Raw genomic sequence first — 21,377 nt, 5'->3', positions numbered from 1 at the left:
TTGCAATTGGTTTCACCGGCATAGCTTATAAAACAAAGAGCTTAACGTTACCGAGGCGCGCTATTGCCTTGAATTAGGTTATACCGTTGTTTTAAGAAGATGCCAGATAATTGGTTTGATGAAACAAAATTATTGTAAAGTATTGATTAAAAGCAAGATGTAATTATTTCGATACGCTTGATTCGCAATAGTACTTCGTGATTGGGGGAGCTGTTTTAATGGGAAAAAAAATTAAATTTTTTTTCCCTGATACGGTTTATCCGCATAATAAATGGCGGGTTGGAGCCCGATTAAGAGTAGAGATCAACATAAAAACCAAAGCCTGCAATTGATTGCAGGCTTTGGTAAACTGATATCATGAAAGTAGGAGTTGTGCTGGCAGTATAGCTATCGGCCTCCAGCCTTTAGCTTTCCCGTTATTCATTGGTGAGAAATCCTCCTTTGCCACGATAAAGGTCAAGCTTGCCGTTAAGCTCAATTTTTATTACCGACATGTATTTATCCTGCTGGCTTTCGGGAATTGGGATATACAATAAGCCCGGTACCGCACTCCATGAAATTTTGCCGACGATTTTATAGTTTAACGGTGTTTCGCTGCCGAGAACGGTTATTTTTTTGATGCTGTTTTTTAAACCTTTCACCAATACCGGTGCGCTTGTTTTAGCCGGAACAAACAAGTATACAGTTGTTGAGTCTTTTGACAGGGTACTTGCACCATAGTAATGCCCTTGTGGCATACCGGCTACCGTATTAAAAACACCTTCGCCGTTTTTCTTGTTCCATGCACCCAGTTCTTTAAGCATGTTCACTTCTTGCGAAGGGATACTGCCATCGCCCTTAGGGCCAATATCCAGTAGTAAATTTCCACCGTAGCTTACGGCATCAGTAAAAATGCTGATGATCTCATAAGGGGTTTTAAAATTCGTGTCCTGTGGTTGATAGCCCCAGTTGTCATTGATAGTCATGCAAAGTTCCCACCATTTGTAATTAGGCCGTGATACCGGGAAGTTTTGCTCAGGGGTATCATAATCACCGAATCCCTGCAGGCGCCCGTTTATGATCGCGTTGGGATTGTAGCTTAACAGTTTTTGTCTGATGGCTGATGCTTTCCATTCATCGGCGCTGTGTTCCCAATCACCATCAAACCACCAAAGATCGGGGTTGTATTGTTTGGCCAGTTCATCCAGCTGACCGTTCATAAAGGTTAAATATTTGGCCCATTTTGCCGGCTGCGCATCAACCTTGTACCGGCTGCTGTCTTTCAAAAAGCCGGGATAGTCTGCATGGCTCCAATCAATAAGTGAAAAGTATGCTCCTGCTTTTATACCACGCGCACGCAGGGCATCATATAATGGTTTTAACAAATCTTTTTTGGCAGGTGTCTTTTTCACCACATTCAGCGAGCCATATTTGCTGTTCCATAAAGCTACACCATCATGGTGCTTAGTAGTCATTACCGCATAGCGGGCACCGCTTTCTTTAATCAGCTCTGCCAGCTCATCCGGTTTGTATTGATTTGCCGTAAAGCCTTTTAGCTGGTTCATATAATCCGGGTAGCTGATCTTTTTGTTATGAAAACTCCAGCTTTCATCTATCCCCTTTACAGAATAAATGCCATAATGAATAAATATGCCCAGCTTACCATTGGCAAACCATTGCATTTTTTCTTTGATCTCATCAGGATTTACACGGTGTTGCGCTTGTGCGTAACCGGTGTATAGCATGGTATAAAATACCATGAAAAGGTGTGATAGATTTCTTCTCATTTTCAAAAGTAATTATTGATTTTATAAATCTATATCATACTTTTTAAAAAAAATAAAAAGTTTTCTTTTGTTATTAAATTAATTTATTTAAATATGCAGATATAAACCCCTGCTACATGTTTCTTAAGCATATTGACCTTATTAAAGGACTTTATTACAGTAAAACAGCTTCCCTTAACGACCTGAGTATTTATACTGGCCGAAGCATTCCTTATGTGACCAAAGGGATAGCCGACTTGATGAAGTTAGATATTGTAAAGGAAGTAGGTATAAGGGCCTCAAGCGGAGGCAGAAAGCCCGCAACTTATTCATTGATAGCTGATACCGGTTTTATCATTTCGGTAGCTATGAACCAGTTTTTGACAAGAATTGTAATTGTCAATATGAATAATGAGTTTGTGGGAGAGGTGCAGGAGTTTGAATTAAAACTGGGCGATAACAAGGATGCTATCCATTCATTGATAGCCTGTATCAAGGCTGTAGTTGTTAATTCAGGATTAGCCCAAGATAAGTTTTTAGCTATAGGGATTACCATGCCTGGATTTATTGACGCGTTTTTGGGTAATAACCTGAGCTTTCTTAAAGTCCCGGACGAAACATTGGTAACCTACATTGCCAAACACGCCGGACTACCTGTATTTATTGAAAATGACTCGACAGCCATAGCTTTGGCTGAGCAAAAATTTGGACTTCCCATTGCCCGTAATAACTCCATGATCATTAACCTGGGCTGGGGTGTTGGTTTGGGGATGATTATCAATAAAGAGATATTTAAAGGACACAGCGGTTTTGCGGGAGAGTTTAGCCATTTGCCGCTTCATAAAAACGGAAAGCTATGCTCATGCGGTAAGCAGGGCTGCCTGGAAACAGAAGCTTCTTTGCTGGCTATTGAAGCTAAAGCTGCTGAAGGCCTGAAACAGGGGCAGGTTAGCAGCCTCCTAAAATACGATACCGTATCGGCAGATAATATCATTGATGAAGCACTTAAAGGTGATGCCTTTGCAATAAAAATCATTGCCGAGGCAGCTTATTTTATTGGTCAGGGCTTGGCCATATTGCTGCATTTAATGAATCCCGAAAGTATCATTTTAAGCGGAAAGGGGAGCGTTATCGGTAAATTATGGCTCAGCCCCATTCAGCAGGCCATGAACGAGCACTGCATTCCCCACTTAACCACCTACACCCAATTGGCGGTTTCAAACCTGGGCAATAACGCGCAACTGTTAGGAGGCGTAACCACGGTGATTGAAAATCTATATAAACTTAATCCGCAGGCCAATATTTCCGAGCCTACATAAACATATTCAAGGTCTTTTTTTAACTCAATTAATCAATTTTCATGCAACAATTTTATCTAAACTTGAAAAGGTGGGTGGTCCTGCTACTGCCCCTTTTTATCTCGGCAAATTTATTTGCCCAAACCAATGTTACGGGAGTGGTGCGCGATGACGCCGGGCCTTTACCGGGTGTAACCGTGTTAGTTGTGGGTACAACAACCGGTGTACAAACCAACATAAACGGTGCGTACAGCATTAAAGTGGCTAAGGGTGCAGTGCTTAAATTTTCATCTGTAGGCTATACACCAAAAGAAGTTACCGTGGGCGACAATGCTGTGATCAACGTAACTCTGGCTGCAGGTAAAGGCGAATTAAATGAAGTGGTAGTTACCTCATTTGGTATCAAACGCCAGGAAAAATCCTTGGGTTATGCTACTACCACCATTACAGCGAAGCAATTAACAGAGGCCGGTAATACTAACTTTGCTTCGGCATTGTACGGCAAAGCTCCTGGTGTTAAGATCACTACTGCTCCAGGTGGTTCAAGCAGCGCTGTAAACGTGCAGATCCGCGGTATCAACTCACTTAACTACAACACTCAACCCCTGTATGTTGTAGACGGTGTTATTATCCGCAATAACAGCGAGGCAGGTGCCGGTGGTTCAAATAATGACGGATACTGGTCTGATCAGCGGATCAGGGGTAACGGTATCCTGGATATCAACCCACAGGATATCGAAACGCTTACCGTATTAAAAGGCGCGAGTGCTACAGCGCTTTACGGATCTGATGCTATGAGCGGTGCTATCGTGATCACCACTAAAAAAGGTTCAAAATCAAGAGGCCTTGGTGTTGATTTCAACTATGTAGGTACTGCAGAGCAAGTGGCTTTCACTCCAAATTTTCAAAACGTTTACGGTCCTGGTTATGACCGTGCTACCAACCTTGCAGGTGGTTTTACCGAAGATGGCTGGTTAGCCGATGCTAATTCACCATCAGGATACAGACCACGTTTTAGCTCATACGCGCAATTTGGCCCTAAAATGGAAGGCCAGAAGATCAGGTGGTGGGATGGCGAGATCAGGGATTACACTCCGCAGCCAAATAACTACAAAGATCTATTTCAAACAGGCTATAGCTCAAACGCCAACATCGCTATATCAAACCAAACAGACAACGTTAATTACCGTTTGTCGGCAACCCGTTTGGATTATACCGGTATACAGCGTGGTCAAAAACAACAAAAAAACTCATTTAACTTAAACACTACTGTTAAGTTAAGTAATAAAATTAGCGCGGATATCGTTGCGAGCTATGTAAATACCTTAACTCATAACCGTCCGTATCAGTTAGGCCGTGTTTTAGCCAACTTTGGTGGCTTCTTAAACCGTTCGGAAAAAGCAGATGTGTTGCTGGATAACTATCAGACATCATTAGGTTATAAATACGTAACGCTTGGTAACGCTGCCAGAAACCCGGCTGAGGCTTTTAAATACAATATGAGCGGTGCGGATATTATGGACTTTTTCTGGACACAGTTAAAGAACAGTGAGGATGAAACCGAAAACCGTTTAATCACCAGCGCTACTTTAAACTGGGATGTGCTTAAAAATGTGAAGTTCAGAGGCCGTATCGGCAGTGATTATACCGGCCGCAATACTGAGTCACAACAATATAATGAGTATCCTACTGCATTTAACGGTTCATCAAGCACAGGTTATTACGGTGTTACCAAGGGTCAGTATTCTGTTACTTACGGTGACTTATTGTTAACCTATTCGCCAAAATTGACCAAAGACCTGAGCATGTCTGTTAGTGGTGGTTATACTTCACGCAGCGAAACTTACCGTGACCAATCTTCTGGTACTAATGGTGGTTTGGTTACCGAAAATTTCTTTTCTATCTCTAACTCATACGGTGTGCCAAATACAAGTGCAACCCGTGGTTACCTGAAAAGCCAGGCATTTTTCGGAATCTTGAACTTTAATTACAAAAACTATTTGTTTTTAGAAGGTACCGCACGTAATGAGTCGGCTTCAACACTTCCAACACAAAACAATACCTATTTTTATCCATCGGTAAATGCGGGCTTCATATTTACAGACGCATTTAAAATGCCTGAGTTTATCAGCTATGGAAAATTAAGGGCTTCATATGGTGTGGTTGGTAACAAAGCACCAAGATATGTTCCTAACGTGTTGTATAACCAATCATCATTACAAACACAAAATGGTTCAGTAACGCAGCTTACTTTTGATGCTACTTATGGTAACCTGCAGTTAAAACCAGAGATGAAATACGAACAGGAATATGGCCTGGAGGCTCGTTTCCTGAAAGACCGCTTAGGTTTGGATTTCACTTACTACAACAACCAGGTTAAAAATGTAATTATGGCGCTTAACGTTGCGCCAACAACAGGTGCTTCGAGCTTATTAGCCAATGCTGCAACCTTACACAGCGATGGTTTGGAAGTTGGTTTCAGCGGTAAACCGATAACCGGGAAATTTAACTGGGATGTGCGTTTAAACTTTGCTATTAACCACTCTAAAGTAAATAACCTCGCACCAGGTTTTGATAGGCTTACCTTCTACACAGGCGATCAATCTGCATTATTGGTTGTTGCCCAGCCAAACCAACCTATAGGTAATATATTGGTTTACCCGATAGCCAAAGACGCTAATGGTAACAAGATTGTAAACAGTGATGGTTTATACACTATTGATAAATCGAAATATGTGAACGTAGGTAATATACAGCCTAAAATTGTAGGTGGTATTGCCAACACTTTCAATTACAAAGGTTTCTCTCTTGATGTATTGGTTGATTACCGTTTTGGCGGTAAAATGGTGTCAAACCCATTAAAATATGGTACTGCTGCAGGTATGTACGAAAGTACTTTACAGTATCGTGATGCTGCTCATGGCGGTTTAGCTTATTACATTGATGGCAATGGCGGTAAACATTTAGGAACTGCTCCAAACGGTGGCAAAACCTATAACGACGGTGTTATATTACCGGGTGTAAATGAAAACGGAGAGAAAAACACTACGATTGTTGACGCTGCTTCATACTACCTGAATACTTATGACTGGGGTGAAAACTCTGTAAACGAGAATGCAGTATTTAAAAACAACTATGTGAAATTGCGCGAAGTTGTGTTGGGATACAGATTGCCTGCAAGCGTGAACAAAGCACTGCACCTTAATAATTTAAGGTTCTCTTTAGTAGGAAGAAACTTATTGTATGTATACCGCACGCTTAAAAACCTTGATCCTGAAGCTCCGATTGGCGACAAGTGGTACAGGCAAGGTGTTGATGAAGGTTCATCACCAGCTACAAGAAGCTTTGGATTCTCATTAAACGCGAACTTTTAATAGCACAAGTCATTAAATTATGAAAAAGAATTTTAAACATATAGGATACGCGTTTTTGCTTGCTTTATCATTGGGAAGCTGCAAAAAAAGCATCGACGAAAAATTTAACAACCCGGAAAAAACGGCTGTTGTAACTATCCCGTACATGTTTACCGGGATGTTAAATAATACCAGGGTAAGGGCCGAATACTGGCACTACAGAACGTTTGTACTAACTGCTACAGCTGATTTTTCACAAACCTGTTTCCTGCCTAATACCAATACCGTTTATCAGCCTAATGATGGCTATATGGGTAACCGCTGGGAGGATTTTTATCATCCAAATGGTTCGGCCAATGGTGTAATGGCTTTATACCGCACCATGGAAGTTACCTACAACCAAATGTCGGCTACAGATAAGGCAAATAATGATGTGATCATGAATGCTGCCCGGGTGGTTTTATATGATCAGGCATCAGAAATGGTTGATTGCTGGGGTGATATCCCATTCAGCGAGGCAGGAAGCCTTGAAACAAGCGCTGCTGTGAAAAACCCTAAATTTGATGACCAGATAGCGCTTTACAAAAGCTTCATCGCTGGTTTGGAAGCTGCTTCAACATATTTTAAAACTGCTACTTTATCTGGCCAGTCAAGCAAAGCATTTACACAACAGGATATCTTGTTAGGTGGCAGTGTTGATAAATGGAGGAGGTATGCTAACTCCATCCGTTTGCGTATGCTGATGCGTATGTCTTTTTATGACGAAGCTGGTTCAAAAGCTGAGGTAGCCAAAATGCTGGCTGATCCAACATCATATCCATTGATTGATGGAGGTAATACTGCGGCTTACAGCCCGGCAGCTACCGACGTTTTACTAACACCGTTAACTACTTACACTGGATCGTTGCAAAATGCGCTTACCGAAGGTGGCAGTAACTATGCGCCAGATTACCTGTTAAATACCGTATTGTTACCGGCTAATGATCCAAGGATCCCAGTATTGTACGATAAAAACGGTAATAAAACCTACCAGGCTATGCCGGTAACTTTTACAAGCGAACAGGCATCTTCTGAAGCTGCAAAATATTCGGTAGTTGATTCAACCACTTTCTTAACCAATAACAAACTTCCGGGTATCGTAATAACCGCACCTGAGGTTAACTTCCTGAAAGCTGAGGCTTTTGAGCGTTGGGGTGGTGGTGATGCTAAAGCAGCATACGAAACTGCGGTTAGCCAGTCTGTTTACTATTATTTTTATTTGAACAGCTTGGGCACCGGTAGTAAACCAACTTTAAACGCAGCTGATATTTCCACTTTATTAAGTTCGGCTTCAGTATCTTATACAGGTACACAAACCCAAAAACTGGCAAAAATATGGACACAGAAATGGGCGCATTTCGGCTTTATGCAAGGCACCCAGGCCTGGAGCGAATACAGGCGTACAAAATATCCGGTATTGAATTTCCCAACTACAGGTAAACTTTCTAACTATACTACGCCGCCAACCCGGTTAGTATATCCAAGTATCGAAACTGGCTTTAACAGTCATTATAATGATGTAAAGGCAAAAGATACCCGTACAACAAAGATCTTCTGGGATGTGAAATGAGATGCCAGATAATAGTTGATTGAGGAGCCGCCCGCGTTTGTGGGCGGCTTTTTTTATGTATAAATATTTTTTTCTATGCGCGATACGTGCAAAAGCAAATCATGTGCCCCGCCCGGATAGTAATCATCAATAAACACTCTATCTGACTTTCAGAATTGTGGAGCGATGTGAATAGCCCGCATTGGTTCTTAAGGCGGCTATTCGGTGGGTAAGATAAAACTTTAATTTACTCCCCCCATCGCTTTCCTTTTGATACGAATTGATGGCAACCGCTGACCGACAACAAAATACCGATTCAAATGATATGGGCAGGAAAACCCTATCCCTTCGATTATGAGGCAATAGCCAGTTTTGATAAGATCGTAAACTTAGGTAAGTATTACCCAAACTGCGCGATTTTAGCCGGTTATGAATTGCGTTTATCACGACTGCTTAAACAAGGGGCAGATGTCTGGCTCAATAGGCCGCGGCTGACCCATGAAGTTTCAGGTACGAGCGGGATGTCGGTGGCAAAGAACGGATGTATTAATGTTTCGATTCCTGATGGCTGGTTTCCGGAATTCGTTGTGGATAGGGTGAATGGTTTTGTTGTTCCTAACACTCAAATTAGTGAACATGAATTTCAACGGGATAAAACCGATGCCCATAACCTGTATAACTTGTTGTAAAAAACGGTCATCCTGCTGTATTATAATCATCCCGATCAGTAGCTCAGTATGATCACAGCCAGCATGCAGGGTATATTGCCTCGTTTTGACAGCAATCGGATGGCAGATGAGCGCTACACAGCTTTATACCACCCTGCCTCAATCCTAACGTCCATAGTTCAACTAAAGACAAAAATCATCTTAATTCCTGATAATGAGCATTTATTTAATAGTTAATCGCCCTGAACTTTATAATCAGATTAACTAAATCATTGGTTTTTGCCAGATGCTGGAGAGAATGAGTACACCAGGGTGAATGCTATTTCCAATCCTATTTTTTGATTTAGCATTACCGGTCAAAACGAGATGAGAGTCCGCTGGGACGTAAATACTTGTACCTGGCAGCGTAGGTAACAAATGTTACCGTTTAACTTTTTTGCTGAAACTACTTTTGTTAAAAACTAAATTGATGAACAAAATAAAGCAATTGATCAAATGGGCACTGATGCTCTATATAGGAATACCAGGCTTCCTCGCAATAGCGCAAGCGCAGGACATCCACCAAAAGCTAAGCCTGAATGAAGCCATTTTGGCAGCTTTAGCCAATAACAAAGCTATTCGAGTGGCTGGTCTGGACGAGCGTATTGCGGAGTCAAATTTCAACCAGACCCAGGCGATCTTTCTGCCGCAGGTTGATCTCTCTTATACAGCTATGAGCACAAACAATCCGCTCAGCGCTTTTGGTTTTAAACTGCAGCAGCGCAGCATTACTCAAAACGATTTTAATCCTGCTTTTTTAAACCATCCTTCTGCAACACCAGATTATATGGCACAAGTGGAGGTCAAACAACCCCTGCTCAACATTGATATGCTATACATGCGTAAAGGTGCTGAAAAACAAACCGAAATTTACCGGTATAAGACACAGCGCACCCAGGAGTACACTACTTTCGAAATCACGAAAGCGTTTTTGCAGCTGCAACTGGCCTACCAGGCGGAGAAAGTTTTGACGGAAGCAAGACAAACAGCAAAGTCTGTATATACCTTCACCGAAAATCACTTTAAACAAGGGTTGATCCAAAAGTCGGACTTATTGAATGCCCAAGTGCATGTAACCTCGGTTGAAAGTAACCTGGCAAAAGCAAGAAGCAGTATCCTTAACGCTTCTGATTACCTCAGCCTGTTAATGGGGCAGCCGACCGGGAAAATTTACAGCATCGCTGATGAGCCGCAAACAAACTTGTCAGTTATCGACAGCACGCAAAAGATATTCGCTAACCGGTCAGACTTTATGGCCATGCAGAAAGCAATTGATGCATCCGGCCTGATGATCAAATCGAGCCAGATGAGTTACCTGCCAAAGCTGAATGCCTTTGGCAATTACCAGTATAACGACAGCCGTTTAACCGGGTTCGGTGCTAAAGCTTACCTGGTCGGTATACAGTTATCGTGGAACGTTTTTAACGGGAATAAGACCAAACATGTTATTGCCGCACAAAAACTGGAGCGTGACAAACTTACCATGCAGTTAGCTCAGCAAAAAGACCAGAGCCAATTGGAGCTTGACAAAGCTTACCGCGACCTGTCCGATGCACAATTTGAAATGGGCCAGGACCAGGCCGCGATAGAACAGGCAGCCGAGGCCCTGAGAATCTTACAGAACCGTTACCAGCAAGGGCTGGTCAATACCACAGATATATTGACTTCAGATACGCAGTTGTCCCAATTGAAATTTTCGCTTGCACAGGCGCGGTTTACTGCAGATGTGACTAACGCCTATATCACATTATTAACAACAACGACCACCAAATAAACCATCAGATATGAACTTGCCGATCCATAAAAACAGGACTTTACAGCTATTTGCAACGATAGGTTTGCTGCTTATTAGCTCCTGTTCTTCCAACGAAAAAAAAGACACATACGCCGGTGCAGATACCGCCATTTTTGTTACGGTAAGCCAACCTTCGGCCGATGCCAACCAGGGATTGACGGTAAGCGGACAAGTAGAAGCCAGTCAAACAGCCAATATCAGCACCAGGGTCATGGGCTATATCACGAAGATCAATGTTAAAGTGGGCGACCGGGTGAATAAAGGGCAAACGCTGGCGACTATCAGCAATGACGATATCCTGGCGAAACGGGCCCAGGCCGATGCGATGATAACAGAAGCTGAAGCTGGTTTTAAGAACGCACAAAAGGACTATGACCGCTTTAACGCATTGTATAAACAGCAAAGTGCTTCAGCTAAGGAACTCGACAATATTACACTGCAATACAGTTCGGCAAAAGCACGATTGGAAGCAGCAAAACAACAACGTAATGAGGTAAACGCCACGCTCAGTTACACCAGCCTGACCGCTCCTTTTTCAGGAACCGTAACTCAGAAAATGATGGATGCCGGTAGCATGGCCACCCCCGGAATGCCACTATTGACCATTGAACAAAGCGGGAGCTACCAGGTGAGCGCAACTGTGCCTGAAAGCGAGATCAGCCTAATAAAAAAAGATGCGCAGGTAACGATAAATGTCGATGCGATTCATAAAGTGATTAATGGCAAAATAACGCAAATCAACCAGTCTTCTGAAAACAGCGGCGGCCAGTATATGATCAAAGTAAATATCCCAGATAACGAAAAGCAAGGCTTGTTTGCCGGCATGTACGCCAATGTGGCCATCCCGTTACCATCGCCAATAAAAACCGACAATACTGGTAGTCAGTTGATGGTTCCGGTATCGGCTATCGAATATAGGGACCAATTAACTGGCTTATACACCATTGGCAGTAACCATACCGCCTTGCTTCGCTGGGTAAGGCTGGGCAAAGCGCAGGGTAACCAGGTAGAAGTATTAAGCGGAATGGCTTCAAATGAGCAATTTATTGTCAGCGCAGAAGGCAGATTGTATAACGGTGTAGCTGTTAAAATAAAATAAGAACATGAAAGACGGATTTGCAGGAAATATTGCTAAGGCATTTATACAGTCGAAATTGACCATACTGTTGATGATCGCCTTTTTACTCATTGGTGGTTACAGCACCTTCTTAATTCCGCGCGAGGAAGAGCCACAGATACAGGTACCGATGGCCGATATTTTTATCGGGTACCCCGGTGCCTCCCCCAAAGATGTGGAAACCAAAGTTGCGGCACCAATTGAAAAAATGATCTCGAATATCAAAGGCGTAGAATACGTTTATTCAACTTCTATGCAGGGACAAGCCATGGTGATCGTGCAGTTTAACGTGGGCGAAGATGTGGAGCGTTCATTAGTAAAGCTTTACAGCGAGCTATTGAAGAATATGGATAAAATGCCGCAAGGCGTTACGCTGCCATTGATCAAGACCAGGGCCATTGATGATGTGCCGGTATTAGGGTTAACGTTATGGAGTGATAAATATGACGATTACCAGCTGAAACAGATGGGACAGGAGTTGGCTAACGAGATCAAGAAAATCAACGATGTATCTGATGTCAATATCATCGGCGGCCGTAACCGCGAGGTAAAAGTATTGCTGGATAAAAGTAAGATGGCCGAAAGCCATGTGGACTTTTTGTCGTTGAGCAAACAAATTCAGGGTAGTAATATGCAATTACCAGGTGGCACACTGCTGCAAAAAGATACTGCCTTTTCCGTCGAAACCGGGAATTTTCTCACTTCATCAGATGATGTTGGCAATTTGGTGGTAGGTATTAACCAGCAGCAGCCGGTTTATCTGAAACAGATAGCCAAAGTTGATGAGGGTGCGGAAACGCCGAATCAGTATGTGCTGTTTGGTTATGGGAAAGCGGATACTAAAAATGTTCAAGCCTTTAAATCGAATTACCCGGCTGTCACCCTATCTGTCGCCAAAAAGAAAGGCGCGGATGCCATGAAATTGTCTGAACAGATCCTTGGTAAGGTGGAGCATTTAAAAGCAAGTTTATTGCCTGATGATGTGCATCTAACCGTCACCCGTAATTATGGCGAAAGCGCGTCAGACAAGGTGGGGGAATTACTGCTTCACCTGTTTATCGCCATCGTGGTGGTAACCGTATTTGTAATGCTGGCGATGGGCTGGCGAGGTGGATTAGTTGTATTTCTTTCTGTGCCGGTAACCTTCGCGCTTACGTTGTTTGCCTACTACCTTATGCATTACACGCTTAACCGAATTACCTTGTTCGCTTTGGTGTTTATTACGGGTATCGTTGTAGATGATTCTATTATCGTCGCCGAAAATATGCACCGGCACTTTAAAATGAAAAAATTGCCGCCATTGCAGGCCGCCATCTATGCCATTAACGAGGTGGGTAATCCTACCATACTGGCAACCTTCACTGTAATTGCAGCTGTATTGCCAATGGCTTTTGTATCCGGTATGATGGGGCCTTATATGAGCCCAATGCCTATAGGAGCCTCAATCGCTATGATCTTATCGCTGATAGTTGCTTTGACATTAACCCCCTACCTGGGTTACATCTTTTTACGCGAGAAAGAGAAGCATGGTATCGCTGACGAAGAAAGCAAACCAAAATTACTGGAAGAAACCCGCATCTATAAAATATACCGCTCATTTATACGGCCTTTACTCGAAACCCGCTGGAAACGCTGGGCATTTATACTAAGCATCGTGGTGATCCTGTTCGCATCGTTATCGATGTTCTACACCAAGGCGGTGGCCGTTAAAATGCTGCCATTTGATAATAAGAATGAATTTCAGGTAGTGGTTGATATGCCGGAAGGAACCACTCTCGAAAAGACACAGGCCGTAGCAAAAGATATAGGATCCTATGTATCCAGACAAGTACTTGTCAGGAATTATGAAACCTACATCGGCACTTCTGCCCCGATCAGCTTCAACGGGTTGGTGCGCCATTATGATCTGCGCCGGGGAGACAATGTTGCCGATATACAGGTTAACCTGGTTGATAAAAATGACCGCAGCATCCAAAGTCACGACATCGCCAAAGAAATGCGTGGTCCAATACAGGAAATTGCCAAAAAATATAATGCCAATGTGAAGATCGTGGAAGTTCCCCCGGGTCCGCCGGTGTTGTCAACCTTGGTGGCTGAAATTTACGGGCCTGATTATAAGGAGCAGATCAAAGTGGCCAGGCAGGTAACAACTTTAATGAATAAAACCTCCAATGTGGTAGACGTGGACTGGATGGTCGAAGACGACCAGCCGGAATATCATATTGAAGTGAATAAGGAAAAAGCAATGCGTTATGGTATCGCTACGGCACAAATAGCTGCAACGGTTAACGCCGGGCTGTCGGGTATGCCGGTTGGCAATACAGCCCAGCCCGCTGCTTATAACCAAACCGCAATTAAGCTACAGTTGAGCGACGCCGATAAGAGCAATATAGATGATGTGCTGAACCTAAAGGTGATTGGGATGCAGGGGAACGCAGTACCCGTAAAGGACCTGGTTACCGTAACGCGGCAGACCAAACCGAAAAGCATATACCGTAAAAATCAAAAAGAAGTAGTTTATGTACTGGGTGATATGGCCGGTGACCTGGAAAGTCCATCTTATGCTATTTCGGATATTTCTGACCACCTGAAGTCGGTGACCGTTCCCAAAGGCTTTTCGCTAAAAGAGGAATACACTCATCAGCCGGAACTGGAGGATAATTACAGCCTGAAATGGGATGGAGAATGGCAGATCACTTTTGAAGTATTTCGCGACCTGGGTATCGCTTTCGCCGTAGTAATCATCATGATCTATATCCTGATCGTAGGTTGGTTCCAGAATTTTACGGTGCCGCTGGTGATGCTTGCTGCGATACCGCTTTCATTGATAGGTATCGTGTTAGGCCACTGGATGCTGCACGCTTATTTTACCGCAACCTCCATGATTGGTTTTATAGCCCTCGCCGGTGTGATGGTGCGTAACTCTATCTTACTGATCGACTTTATCAATATCAGGCTGGATGAGGGCATCCCGCTCAAACAAGCCATTATCGAAGCTGGTGCGGTACGGACTACGCCTATATTACTAACAGCCGGCGCAGTGGCCTTAGGCGCAGTGATCATTCTGTTCGACCCGATCTTTCAGGGGCTTGCTATCTCGCTGATGGGCGGTACGATCACTTCCACCTTCCTAACCCTGATCGTGGTGCCCTTATTATATTTCAAAATGATGCGTAAAACTCATCTTAATCCTAAAAAATCTGCGTCATGAAACTATTGGTCGTAACCTGTCTAAAAGAATGTCTGGGCGACATTTCAAAAATATTTAAAGAGGCAAACATTGATGTTTTTAGTACCAGCGAAATCATAGGACAGAAGCAAGGTAAAGGGACTAATTTTTTGGAAGATTGGTTTGCCAGCGGCGATGAAAAAGTTGAGTCAATGATGATCTTCACGTTTACGCCGTCGGCAAATGCGAAACAGGGGATGGAACTCATTAAAATTTATAACAAAACGCATGATAATAATTCCCCCGTCAGGACATTCATCATGCCGGTAGAGAAATTTCTATAACCTAAAAGAACATGAAAGAAAGAATTGTACGTGCCGTTGCCGGCACTATGGTGTTAACCAGTATCATATTGGCCTACACAATAAATATCCAGTGGTTATGGCTGGGTGTTTTTGTCGGACTTAATTTAGTCCAGTCCGCTTTTACGAGGTTTTGTCCTTTGGAATTGATCTTAAAGGCAGTAGGCGTCAAAGATTGATAACGGGATGGTTTGTAATGGATCGTTCAAATCTGTCCCCTGTTAGTGCTAATCATCCGATAAGTGATGAACATCATGAATGAGGCTATTGACGGTCATTATTTGTTTATTATAACAAAGGTAAATTGGCTTTCTGATCAATACAAAATGGAAACAACCGATGGAAGCACATTATTATAACGTAGAAGTTAACTGGAATACAGAACGCAAAGGCATGATGTGTTCCCCCGAGTTAAACCGGGATGCCGGCAGTTGCATTGAAGTTGCGACACCCCCCGAGTTTCCGAAAGGGGTTCCCGGGATCTGGTCGCCCGAGCATTTGTTCACGGCCGCCGTGAGTAGCTGTTTAATGACCACCTTCTTAGCCATTGCAGAAAATTCGAAACTCTCATTTGTGAGCTTCAGCTGCAATTCGAAAGGGAAACTCGAACAGGTGGACGGGAAATTCATGATGACCGAGGTTATTCTTGAGCCCACGGTAACCATCGCTGATGAAAAAGACAGGGAAAGAGCCGAAAGGGTGTTGCAAAAATCAGAAACGGCCTGTCTCATCTCCAATTCAGTCAGGTCAAAGATCATCATGACCCCATTAATCAAAGTTCTCAACATTTAAATTAATTTGTATGTCAAAACCTCATATCATTATCCTCGGCTGCAATTTTGCCGGGCTTACAACAGCCAGATATATTCATGCTGCTGTAAAGGACAAGGCGAACATTACCATCATTGATCGTAAAGCATTGCTCACCTTTGTTCCCAATATCCCTATGCAGGTTTTGGCCAATATCAACCCGGCAATCGACCTGCAATATAAATTCATGTCGTACCTGGAACATGACGGAAGTGAATTTATCCAGGCGGAGGTTACTACTATTGATGCCGATACCAACACCGTATTTTACCAGCCGAACGAGCGGCCCGGTCACCCAGTAAGAAAAATAAAGTATGATTACCTGGTTGTTGCGCTGGGTAACCGCCTGGCTTACGATGCGGTGGACGGTTTTAATGAGAACGGACATAGCGTTACGGACGCTTTTTTGGGTAACCGGCTGAGAAATTACCTGCATAAGGAATACAAAGGGGGGCCTATAGCGCTCACCTCTGATATTTTTCACCAGGGTAAGAGCTGGAAGCTGCCATCCGGCTTGCCTATAGCCATGACTGCATGCGAAGGCCCGCCTGTTGAACTTGCATTTTCATTGGCACACTGGTTGGAAAAAAATCAAAAAGGCAATGCCGAAACAATTTATCTATCAACTCCTGCAAAAGTAATTGCGGAAGATGCAGGAGAAACGATATTGCATCAGCTATTACCCATGATGGCAAAAATGGGCTACCATTACCAAGCAAATACAAATGGTATCAAAAAGGTTTATAACGGCGGTATCGAGTTTAACGATGGTTCGTCACAGGAAGCAGAGGTATCTATCATTTTCCCCGACTGGCAGGCACATTCCTTTTTAAAGGAATTGCCTTTTACCGATGATATGGGTTTTGTCGTCACCGATCTGTATATGCGCAATCCCGATTATCAGAATATTTTCGCGGTTGGTGACGCCGCTGCAATTACCGTTCCTAAGATCGGGTCACTGGGCCACATGGAAGCCGAGGTATTGGCTAACGCTATAGCGAAAGAATTAGGCGCCATTAAGGGAGATATTGAACCTATGGAATTTGAACTGCTGTGCATGGGTGATATGGGTGGCATAAAAGGTTTTTACATGCGTACCAATGAATGGTGGGGCGGTAAGGAAAGCCACCTGGAGATGGGCATTACACCTTACGCCCTGAAAATGGGCTTTAAGCAAATGTATTATACCCTGGGCGGGAAAATTCCGCAATGGGGGCTGGCATTAAGTGAAATGATTGGGGATCATACTGTTCTATAAAGATATAATAATGCCTTTAACTATGAAGTAGATATTAAAAAGGCAGTCGTTGAAAATCGAATGTAACATTTGTTACCGTTGCTAAAGCTGATTCGAGGGATCTTTGTGTGATCATTAGATACTTAACCATCATTAAAATGGAAGAGAAGCAAGAAAAGGCGCTGGCGATGTGGCCGGCCATTGTCAAAGCCAAATGCCCTAAATGTCGGATCGGAGATATTTATACCAGCCCTTTATATAGTTTAAGCGGCCAGAAAATGCACATCAATTGCCCGCATTGCGGGATGACCTATGAACGGGAACCGGGATATTTCTATGGTGCTATGTATGTAAGTTACGCTTTTATCGTGGCCGAACTGGTAGCCCTGGCCATTGGTACATCCATCATAACAGGAAGCGATAACCCCTGGTTGTACATTATCGTTTTATTGGGTGTTGTTGGCCTGCTTGCCCCTTTCAACATGAGATACTCAAGGGTTATCCTGCTCCATTGGTTGACTCCAGGCCTCCATTATCATCCGGATTTAAGTGCCGGTCATTAATATGAGGTTATGAAAAATACGATACTGTACAATTGGACCTTGGGCCGCAGGCTTTGGGTCATTATCGGCTTAGTGATCATTACGGAAGGGATTTTCAAAAAAGATTTAGTAAGCTTTATCGGAGGCTTGATTTATACCGGGATAGGGGTATTTAACAAAACGCTGTGTTCAACCGGCTTGTGTTCGTTTTCTCTTAAAATAATAGAAACTCCAACCGACGACAATGGCACCAAACAAATAGAAAATTAATATGAATTTATTTAAGCAGTTATTTGGCGGCTCGCCGTCTGTTGACCTGGAAAGTCTAATCAAAGATGGCGCATTTTTAGTTGATGTACGCACTCCCGGTGAGTTTGCAGGTGGCCACGCTAAAGGGTCTGTCAATATTCCTTTAGACCAGTTACCGCAACAACTTTCCAGGTTAAGGAATAAGAAAAGCATCATTGTTTGCTGTCAAAGCGGAGGCAGGAGCGGGCAGGCAAAAGGAATACTGGAAAAAAACGGGATAACCAATGTCATCAATGGCGGAAACTGGAATAATGTAGCGCAATACTGTTAACTTAGCTACATGGATGAATCTGCCAATTTTGCTTTTCAGTTTGAACCCGCGCTGATAGAAGAAATTGAGACGTTTGGTGAATTACGCTCATTCAAAGACGGTGATATCATTATGGATTACGGAAAATACATCCGTATGATGCCCCTCGTAGTAAAAGGTACATTAAAGGTATTGAAAAAGGATGATAATGGCAACGAGATATTGCTATATTATCTATCCAGCAGCGAAACCTGCTCTATGGCATACAGTTGTTGCCTGGAAGAAAAAAAGAGCGAAGTTAAAGCCATCGCTGAAGGGGACCTTCAGATCATAGCCATTCCGCATAACAAGTTGGATGAATGGCTATGCAAATACCCCAGCTGGAAAAATTATATCATGCGGAGCTTTAATGAGCGTTTTTCAGAATTGTTAAAATCTATAGAAAGTATCGCGTTTCATAAGCTGGACGACAGACTGATCGCTTATTTGAAAGAAAAGAAGAGATTATCAGGTTCCAATCTGATTAAAGCCTCCCACTACCAGATTGCCGATGAGCTGGCCACTTCCAGGGTAGTTATTTCACGCCTCCTAAAAATCCTTGAAAATAACGGGAAGATTTTACTATATCGCAACGAGATCAAGTTATTAAATAATTTCGACGCTTAATTATTCCAGCCCAACATTGTTCTTAATAAAGATCCCGACATTTTATTTAAATAAGACCAGGATCATCTTTCTATGTAACATTTGTCACCAACCAATACTTTTATATAGGTTAATTTTATTAAAAAATTAATGCAATGAAAAAGAACATGGGTACGCTTGACCGTTCTTTACGGATCCTTGCGGCGCTTGCAATAGCGATCTTATACTATAAGGGTGTTCTGTCAGGGACGCTTGCAATTATTCTGCTGGCCCTTGCCGCTATCTTCATTTTAACAGGGTTTGTCAGTTTTTGTCCATTGTATTACCCCTTCAAGATCAGCACAAGGAAAACTGGCGCCTAACTTAAAAACTTTCTGCCGGTTTAATCCGAGCGAAAAGACAGAACGTGATAGCTTTAAGGCAGCGTGAATCACCCCAGCTATCGGAATTTTGAATTTCCATATTCGGATCACAGGTTCACTTATTAATACATATCATGCATAAAATAGCGTCTATTCATTCTGTTGCCTAAGGTGTAGAGTTTTTCTGGCTTACCATTTAACCCATTTTTTAAGCGTTCGGCAGTGATCGCTGCTTTCTGGGCTGTCAGGCTTTCGTGAGCTGCATAAACCATTTGCCTGCAATGTGTCCAGATATGCGTTGAATACCCGGACAGATTCTTTTATGCCTTTTAAGCGACCTGCTTTACTGTTCCATTGCGAGAGTTCAGAGGTTCTTGATGATGTGGTTTCCGCCCGTTTTCAGTTCACTGTAACGCGCAGGTAAATTGGTCCTGGGCCTTCTTTGTAGTTCTTTGGTTTCTTCAAATAGAAGAGCAAGCTGAAATTAGTTTTCATGTTAGATAACATTAAAAAGTGAAACAAAACTAAGTTTGCAACTAATCACAAAGAGGTTAATTATTTAATGTTTTGATATTCAATATGATGTATTTTATCTGGTGAGTGAATAAAAATATCAGATTTACTCACCTTATCGCTCTGCTTTTGATGCGAATTGATGGCAATTTGGAGTATTTTAAATAAAAGCAAAAGCCTTCAATCGTTTGATTTTCAGGCTTTTGAATAATTTAATATCAAAATCAGCGGAGAGGGAGGGATTCGAACCCTCGATACCCTTTTGGAGTATACACACTTTCCAGGCGTGCTCTTTCGACCACTCAGACACCTCTCCGAGTAAATGCGGATTGCAAAGGTAAAATATTTGCCCTTACTATCAATAAAAAAGCGAAGCCCGTTTTAACCGGCTTCGCTTTCACAAAAACTTAACTCTACTTATAAAAATTGCACTCGCACAAGTATGACAGTTATGGCGTGCTTTGGTTTAATTTGAGTAAAAAATATTAGGCTGCAATGCAGATACATAATTTTAGCTTATGTTTGCTCCGCACTGTCACATGGCGGTGGTTAACATAAAATACTGTTTTGGTTGCAATGCTGAGCATCAACGACATTAAAAAACCTATTGCTGCTGATATTGATGCGTTTGAGGAGAAATTCAGGAACTCAATGAAAAGTTCCGTTCCGCTGCTTGATCGCATCACGCATTATATTGTAAAGCGTAAAGGCAAGCAGATCCGTCCTATGTTCGTATTCTTTTCGGCCAGTATTTGCGGGGGCATCAATGAGGCTACGCACCGCGGGGCGGCACTGGTTGAGCTGTTGCATACAGCATCTCTTGTGCACGATGATGTGGTTGATAACTCTTATCAGCGCCGCGGGTTTTTCTCTATCAATGCTTTATGGAAAAATAAGATAGCCGTTTTGGTGGGTGATTACCTGCTTTCAAAAGGCTTGCTGCTTTCTATCGATAACAACGATTTTCAATTATTGCGTATTGTTTCAGATGCTGTTAAGCAAATGAGCGAGGGCGAACTGATGCAAATTGAAAAGGTGCGCCGCATGGATATTGGTGAACCTGTTTATTATGAAGTGATCAGGCAGAAAACCGCTTCGCTTATTGCATCCTGCTGTGCCTGCGGTGCTGCGTCGGCAGGGGCCAGTGACGAGGTGATTGAAAAAATGCGCCTCTTTGGCGAGAAGATAGGCATCGCGTTCCAGATCAAGGATGATATGTTTGATTTCGGCACTGATGATGTGGGTAAGCCGTTAGGTATCGATATCAAAGAAAAAAAAGTCACCTTGCCGCTTATTTACGCCCTGGCCAATTGCAGCAGTTCAGAAAAAAAGAGGGTGATCAACCTGGTGAAGAACCATAATGAAGACCCTAAAAAAATTGCTGAGATCATCAAATTTGTGAAGGATATCGGTGGCTTACAATACGCCGAAACCCAGATGAAAAAGTACCAGGAGGAGGCTTTCGAAATCCTGAACACTTTCCCCGACAGTGATTCGCACCGCGGGCTGGAGCAACTGGTTAGGTTTACTACCGAACGGGACAAATAATCAATTTTATTGCTGCGTATAAATAAC

The 21,377-nt window shown here is 42.9% G+C and carries 18 protein-coding genes and 1 tRNA gene; 17 read left to right on the top strand and 2 right to left on the bottom strand.

Annotated elements, in window-relative coordinates:
• Nucleotides 1-416: 416 nt before the first annotated feature.
• Nucleotides 417-1,766: an alpha-L-fucosidase gene (locus BLS28_RS28040; RefSeq protein ID WP_091175580.1), complete on the bottom strand. Its 1,350-nt coding sequence runs from the start codon at nt 1,764-1,766 to the stop codon at nt 417-419.
• 116 nt (nt 1,767-1,882) lie between these two features.
• Between BLS28_RS28040 and BLS28_RS28035 the strand changes: the two genes are divergently transcribed.
• The 16 genes from BLS28_RS28035 (at nt 1,883) to BLS28_RS27960 (ending at nt 19,289) form a co-directional block, all read left to right on the top strand.
• Complete coding sequence (locus BLS28_RS28035; protein WP_091175577.1) at nt 1,883-3,064, top strand: ROK family protein; 1,182 nt, start codon at nt 1,883-1,885, stop codon at nt 3,062-3,064.
• Between the two features lie 41 nt (nt 3,065-3,105).
• Nucleotides 3,106-6,417, top strand: coding sequence for a SusC/RagA family TonB-linked outer membrane protein (locus BLS28_RS28030; protein WP_091175574.1), 3,312 nt, complete (start codon nt 3,106-3,108; stop codon nt 6,415-6,417).
• Between the two features lie 19 nt (nt 6,418-6,436).
• Nucleotides 6,437-8,005 carry a SusD/RagB family nutrient-binding outer membrane lipoprotein gene (locus tag BLS28_RS28025; protein ID WP_091175571.1) on the top strand — a complete coding sequence of 523 codons (1,569 nt, stop codon included), beginning with the start codon at nt 6,437-6,439 and terminating at the stop codon, nt 8,003-8,005.
• A gap of 299 nt (nt 8,006-8,304) precedes the next feature.
• The gene (locus BLS28_RS28020) at nt 8,305-8,673 is read left to right on the top strand and encodes a hypothetical protein (protein ID WP_091175568.1); all 369 of its coding nucleotides are present in this window, start codon (nt 8,305-8,307) and stop codon (nt 8,671-8,673) included.
• Between the two features lie 448 nt (nt 8,674-9,121).
• Nucleotides 9,122-10,465, top strand: a complete 1,344-nt coding sequence (locus BLS28_RS28015) for a TolC family protein (RefSeq protein ID WP_091175565.1) — start codon at nt 9,122-9,124, stop codon at nt 10,463-10,465.
• 10 nt (nt 10,466-10,475) lie between these two features.
• Nucleotides 10,476-11,585, top strand: a complete 1,110-nt coding sequence (locus tag BLS28_RS28010) for an efflux RND transporter periplasmic adaptor subunit (RefSeq protein ID WP_091175562.1) — start codon at nt 10,476-10,478, stop codon at nt 11,583-11,585.
• Nucleotides 11,586-11,589: 4 nt separating this feature from the next.
• A complete protein-coding gene (locus BLS28_RS28005; protein WP_091175559.1) occupies nt 11,590-14,814 on the top strand; it encodes an efflux RND transporter permease subunit in 3,225 nt (1,074 codons plus the stop codon).
• Nucleotides 14,811-15,116, top strand: coding sequence for a hypothetical protein (locus BLS28_RS28000; RefSeq protein WP_091175557.1), 306 nt, complete (start codon nt 14,811-14,813; stop codon nt 15,114-15,116). The genes BLS28_RS28005 and BLS28_RS28000 overlap by 4 nt, the downstream gene beginning before the upstream one ends.
• 11 nt (nt 15,117-15,127) lie before the next feature.
• The gene (locus BLS28_RS27995) at nt 15,128-15,313 is read left to right on the top strand and encodes a YgaP family membrane protein (RefSeq protein WP_091175555.1); all 186 of its coding nucleotides are present in this window, start codon (nt 15,128-15,130) and stop codon (nt 15,311-15,313) included.
• Nucleotides 15,314-15,473: 160 nt separating this feature from the next.
• Nucleotides 15,474-15,926: an OsmC family protein gene (locus BLS28_RS27990; protein ID WP_091175553.1), complete on the top strand. Its 453-nt coding sequence runs from the start codon at nt 15,474-15,476 to the stop codon at nt 15,924-15,926.
• A gap of 10 nt (nt 15,927-15,936) precedes the next feature.
• A complete protein-coding gene (locus BLS28_RS27985) occupies nt 15,937-17,202 on the top strand; it encodes an NAD(P)/FAD-dependent oxidoreductase (RefSeq protein ID WP_091175550.1) in 1,266 nt (421 codons plus the stop codon).
• A 137-nt stretch (nt 17,203-17,339) separates the two neighbouring features.
• Nucleotides 17,340-17,744 (top strand): DUF983 domain-containing protein, encoded by a 405-nt coding sequence (locus BLS28_RS27980; RefSeq protein ID WP_091175547.1) that lies wholly within the window; start codon nt 17,340-17,342, stop codon nt 17,742-17,744.
• Between the two features lie 9 nt (nt 17,745-17,753).
• Entirely contained in the window at nt 17,754-17,993 is a 240-nt protein-coding gene (locus tag BLS28_RS27975; RefSeq protein WP_091175544.1) for a hypothetical protein, read from the top strand.
• 1 nt (nt 17,994) lies between these two features.
• Entirely contained in the window at nt 17,995-18,303 is a 309-nt protein-coding gene (locus BLS28_RS27970; RefSeq protein ID WP_091175542.1) for a rhodanese-like domain-containing protein, read from the top strand.
• A gap of 9 nt (nt 18,304-18,312) precedes the next feature.
• Nucleotides 18,313-18,948 (top strand): Crp/Fnr family transcriptional regulator, encoded by a 636-nt coding sequence (locus BLS28_RS27965; RefSeq protein WP_091175539.1) that lies wholly within the window; start codon nt 18,313-18,315, stop codon nt 18,946-18,948.
• Nucleotides 18,949-19,082: 134 nt separating this feature from the next.
• Complete coding sequence (locus tag BLS28_RS27960; protein ID WP_091175536.1) at nt 19,083-19,289, top strand: YgaP family membrane protein; 207 nt, start codon at nt 19,083-19,085, stop codon at nt 19,287-19,289.
• Between the two features lie 741 nt (nt 19,290-20,030).
• Here the strand turns inward: BLS28_RS27960 and BLS28_RS27955 are convergent.
• Nucleotides 20,031-20,118, bottom strand: a tRNA-Ser gene (locus BLS28_RS27955).
• A gap of 260 nt (nt 20,119-20,378) precedes the next feature.
• Here BLS28_RS27955 and BLS28_RS27950 point away from each other — a divergent pair.
• On the top strand, nt 20,379-21,350 hold the full coding sequence (locus BLS28_RS27950; protein WP_091175534.1) for a polyprenyl synthetase family protein: 972 nt from the start codon (nt 20,379-20,381) through the stop codon (nt 21,348-21,350).
• Nucleotides 21,351-21,377 lie beyond the last annotated feature (27 nt).

The organism is Mucilaginibacter gossypii (assembly GCF_900100945.1).
Taxonomy (GTDB): domain Bacteria; phylum Bacteroidota; class Bacteroidia; order Sphingobacteriales; family Sphingobacteriaceae; genus Mucilaginibacter; species Mucilaginibacter gossypii.
The sequence above is the reverse complement of the archived record's forward strand: the minus strand, read 5'-3'. Positions and strand labels throughout refer to the sequence as shown.

Coding starts and splice junctions, on each gene's coding strand:
- BLS28_RS28040 (WP_091175580.1), bottom strand. CDS start 1,766: ATGAGAAGAAATCTATCACACCTTTTCATGGTATTTTATACCATGCTA.
- BLS28_RS28035 (WP_091175577.1), top strand. CDS start 1,883: ATGTTTCTTAAGCATATTGACCTTATTAAAGGACTTTATTACAGTAAA.
- BLS28_RS28030 (WP_091175574.1), top strand. CDS start 3,106: ATGCAACAATTTTATCTAAACTTGAAAAGGTGGGTGGTCCTGCTACTG.
- BLS28_RS28025 (WP_091175571.1), top strand. CDS start 6,437: ATGAAAAAGAATTTTAAACATATAGGATACGCGTTTTTGCTTGCTTTA.
- BLS28_RS28020 (WP_091175568.1), top strand. CDS start 8,305: ATGATATGGGCAGGAAAACCCTATCCCTTCGATTATGAGGCAATAGCC.
- BLS28_RS28015 (WP_091175565.1), top strand. CDS start 9,122: ATGAACAAAATAAAGCAATTGATCAAATGGGCACTGATGCTCTATATA.
- BLS28_RS28010 (WP_091175562.1), top strand. CDS start 10,476: ATGAACTTGCCGATCCATAAAAACAGGACTTTACAGCTATTTGCAACG.
- BLS28_RS28005 (WP_091175559.1), top strand. CDS start 11,590: ATGAAAGACGGATTTGCAGGAAATATTGCTAAGGCATTTATACAGTCG.
- BLS28_RS28000 (WP_091175557.1), top strand. CDS start 14,811: ATGAAACTATTGGTCGTAACCTGTCTAAAAGAATGTCTGGGCGACATT.
- BLS28_RS27995 (WP_091175555.1), top strand. CDS start 15,128: ATGAAAGAAAGAATTGTACGTGCCGTTGCCGGCACTATGGTGTTAACC.
- BLS28_RS27990 (WP_091175553.1), top strand. CDS start 15,474: ATGGAAGCACATTATTATAACGTAGAAGTTAACTGGAATACAGAACGC.
- BLS28_RS27985 (WP_091175550.1), top strand. CDS start 15,937: ATGTCAAAACCTCATATCATTATCCTCGGCTGCAATTTTGCCGGGCTT.
- BLS28_RS27980 (WP_091175547.1), top strand. CDS start 17,340: ATGGAAGAGAAGCAAGAAAAGGCGCTGGCGATGTGGCCGGCCATTGTC.
- BLS28_RS27975 (WP_091175544.1), top strand. CDS start 17,754: ATGAAAAATACGATACTGTACAATTGGACCTTGGGCCGCAGGCTTTGG.
- BLS28_RS27970 (WP_091175542.1), top strand. CDS start 17,995: ATGAATTTATTTAAGCAGTTATTTGGCGGCTCGCCGTCTGTTGACCTG.
- BLS28_RS27965 (WP_091175539.1), top strand. CDS start 18,313: ATGGATGAATCTGCCAATTTTGCTTTTCAGTTTGAACCCGCGCTGATA.
- BLS28_RS27960 (WP_091175536.1), top strand. CDS start 19,083: ATGAAAAAGAACATGGGTACGCTTGACCGTTCTTTACGGATCCTTGCG.
- BLS28_RS27950 (WP_091175534.1), top strand. CDS start 20,379: ATGCTGAGCATCAACGACATTAAAAAACCTATTGCTGCTGATATTGAT.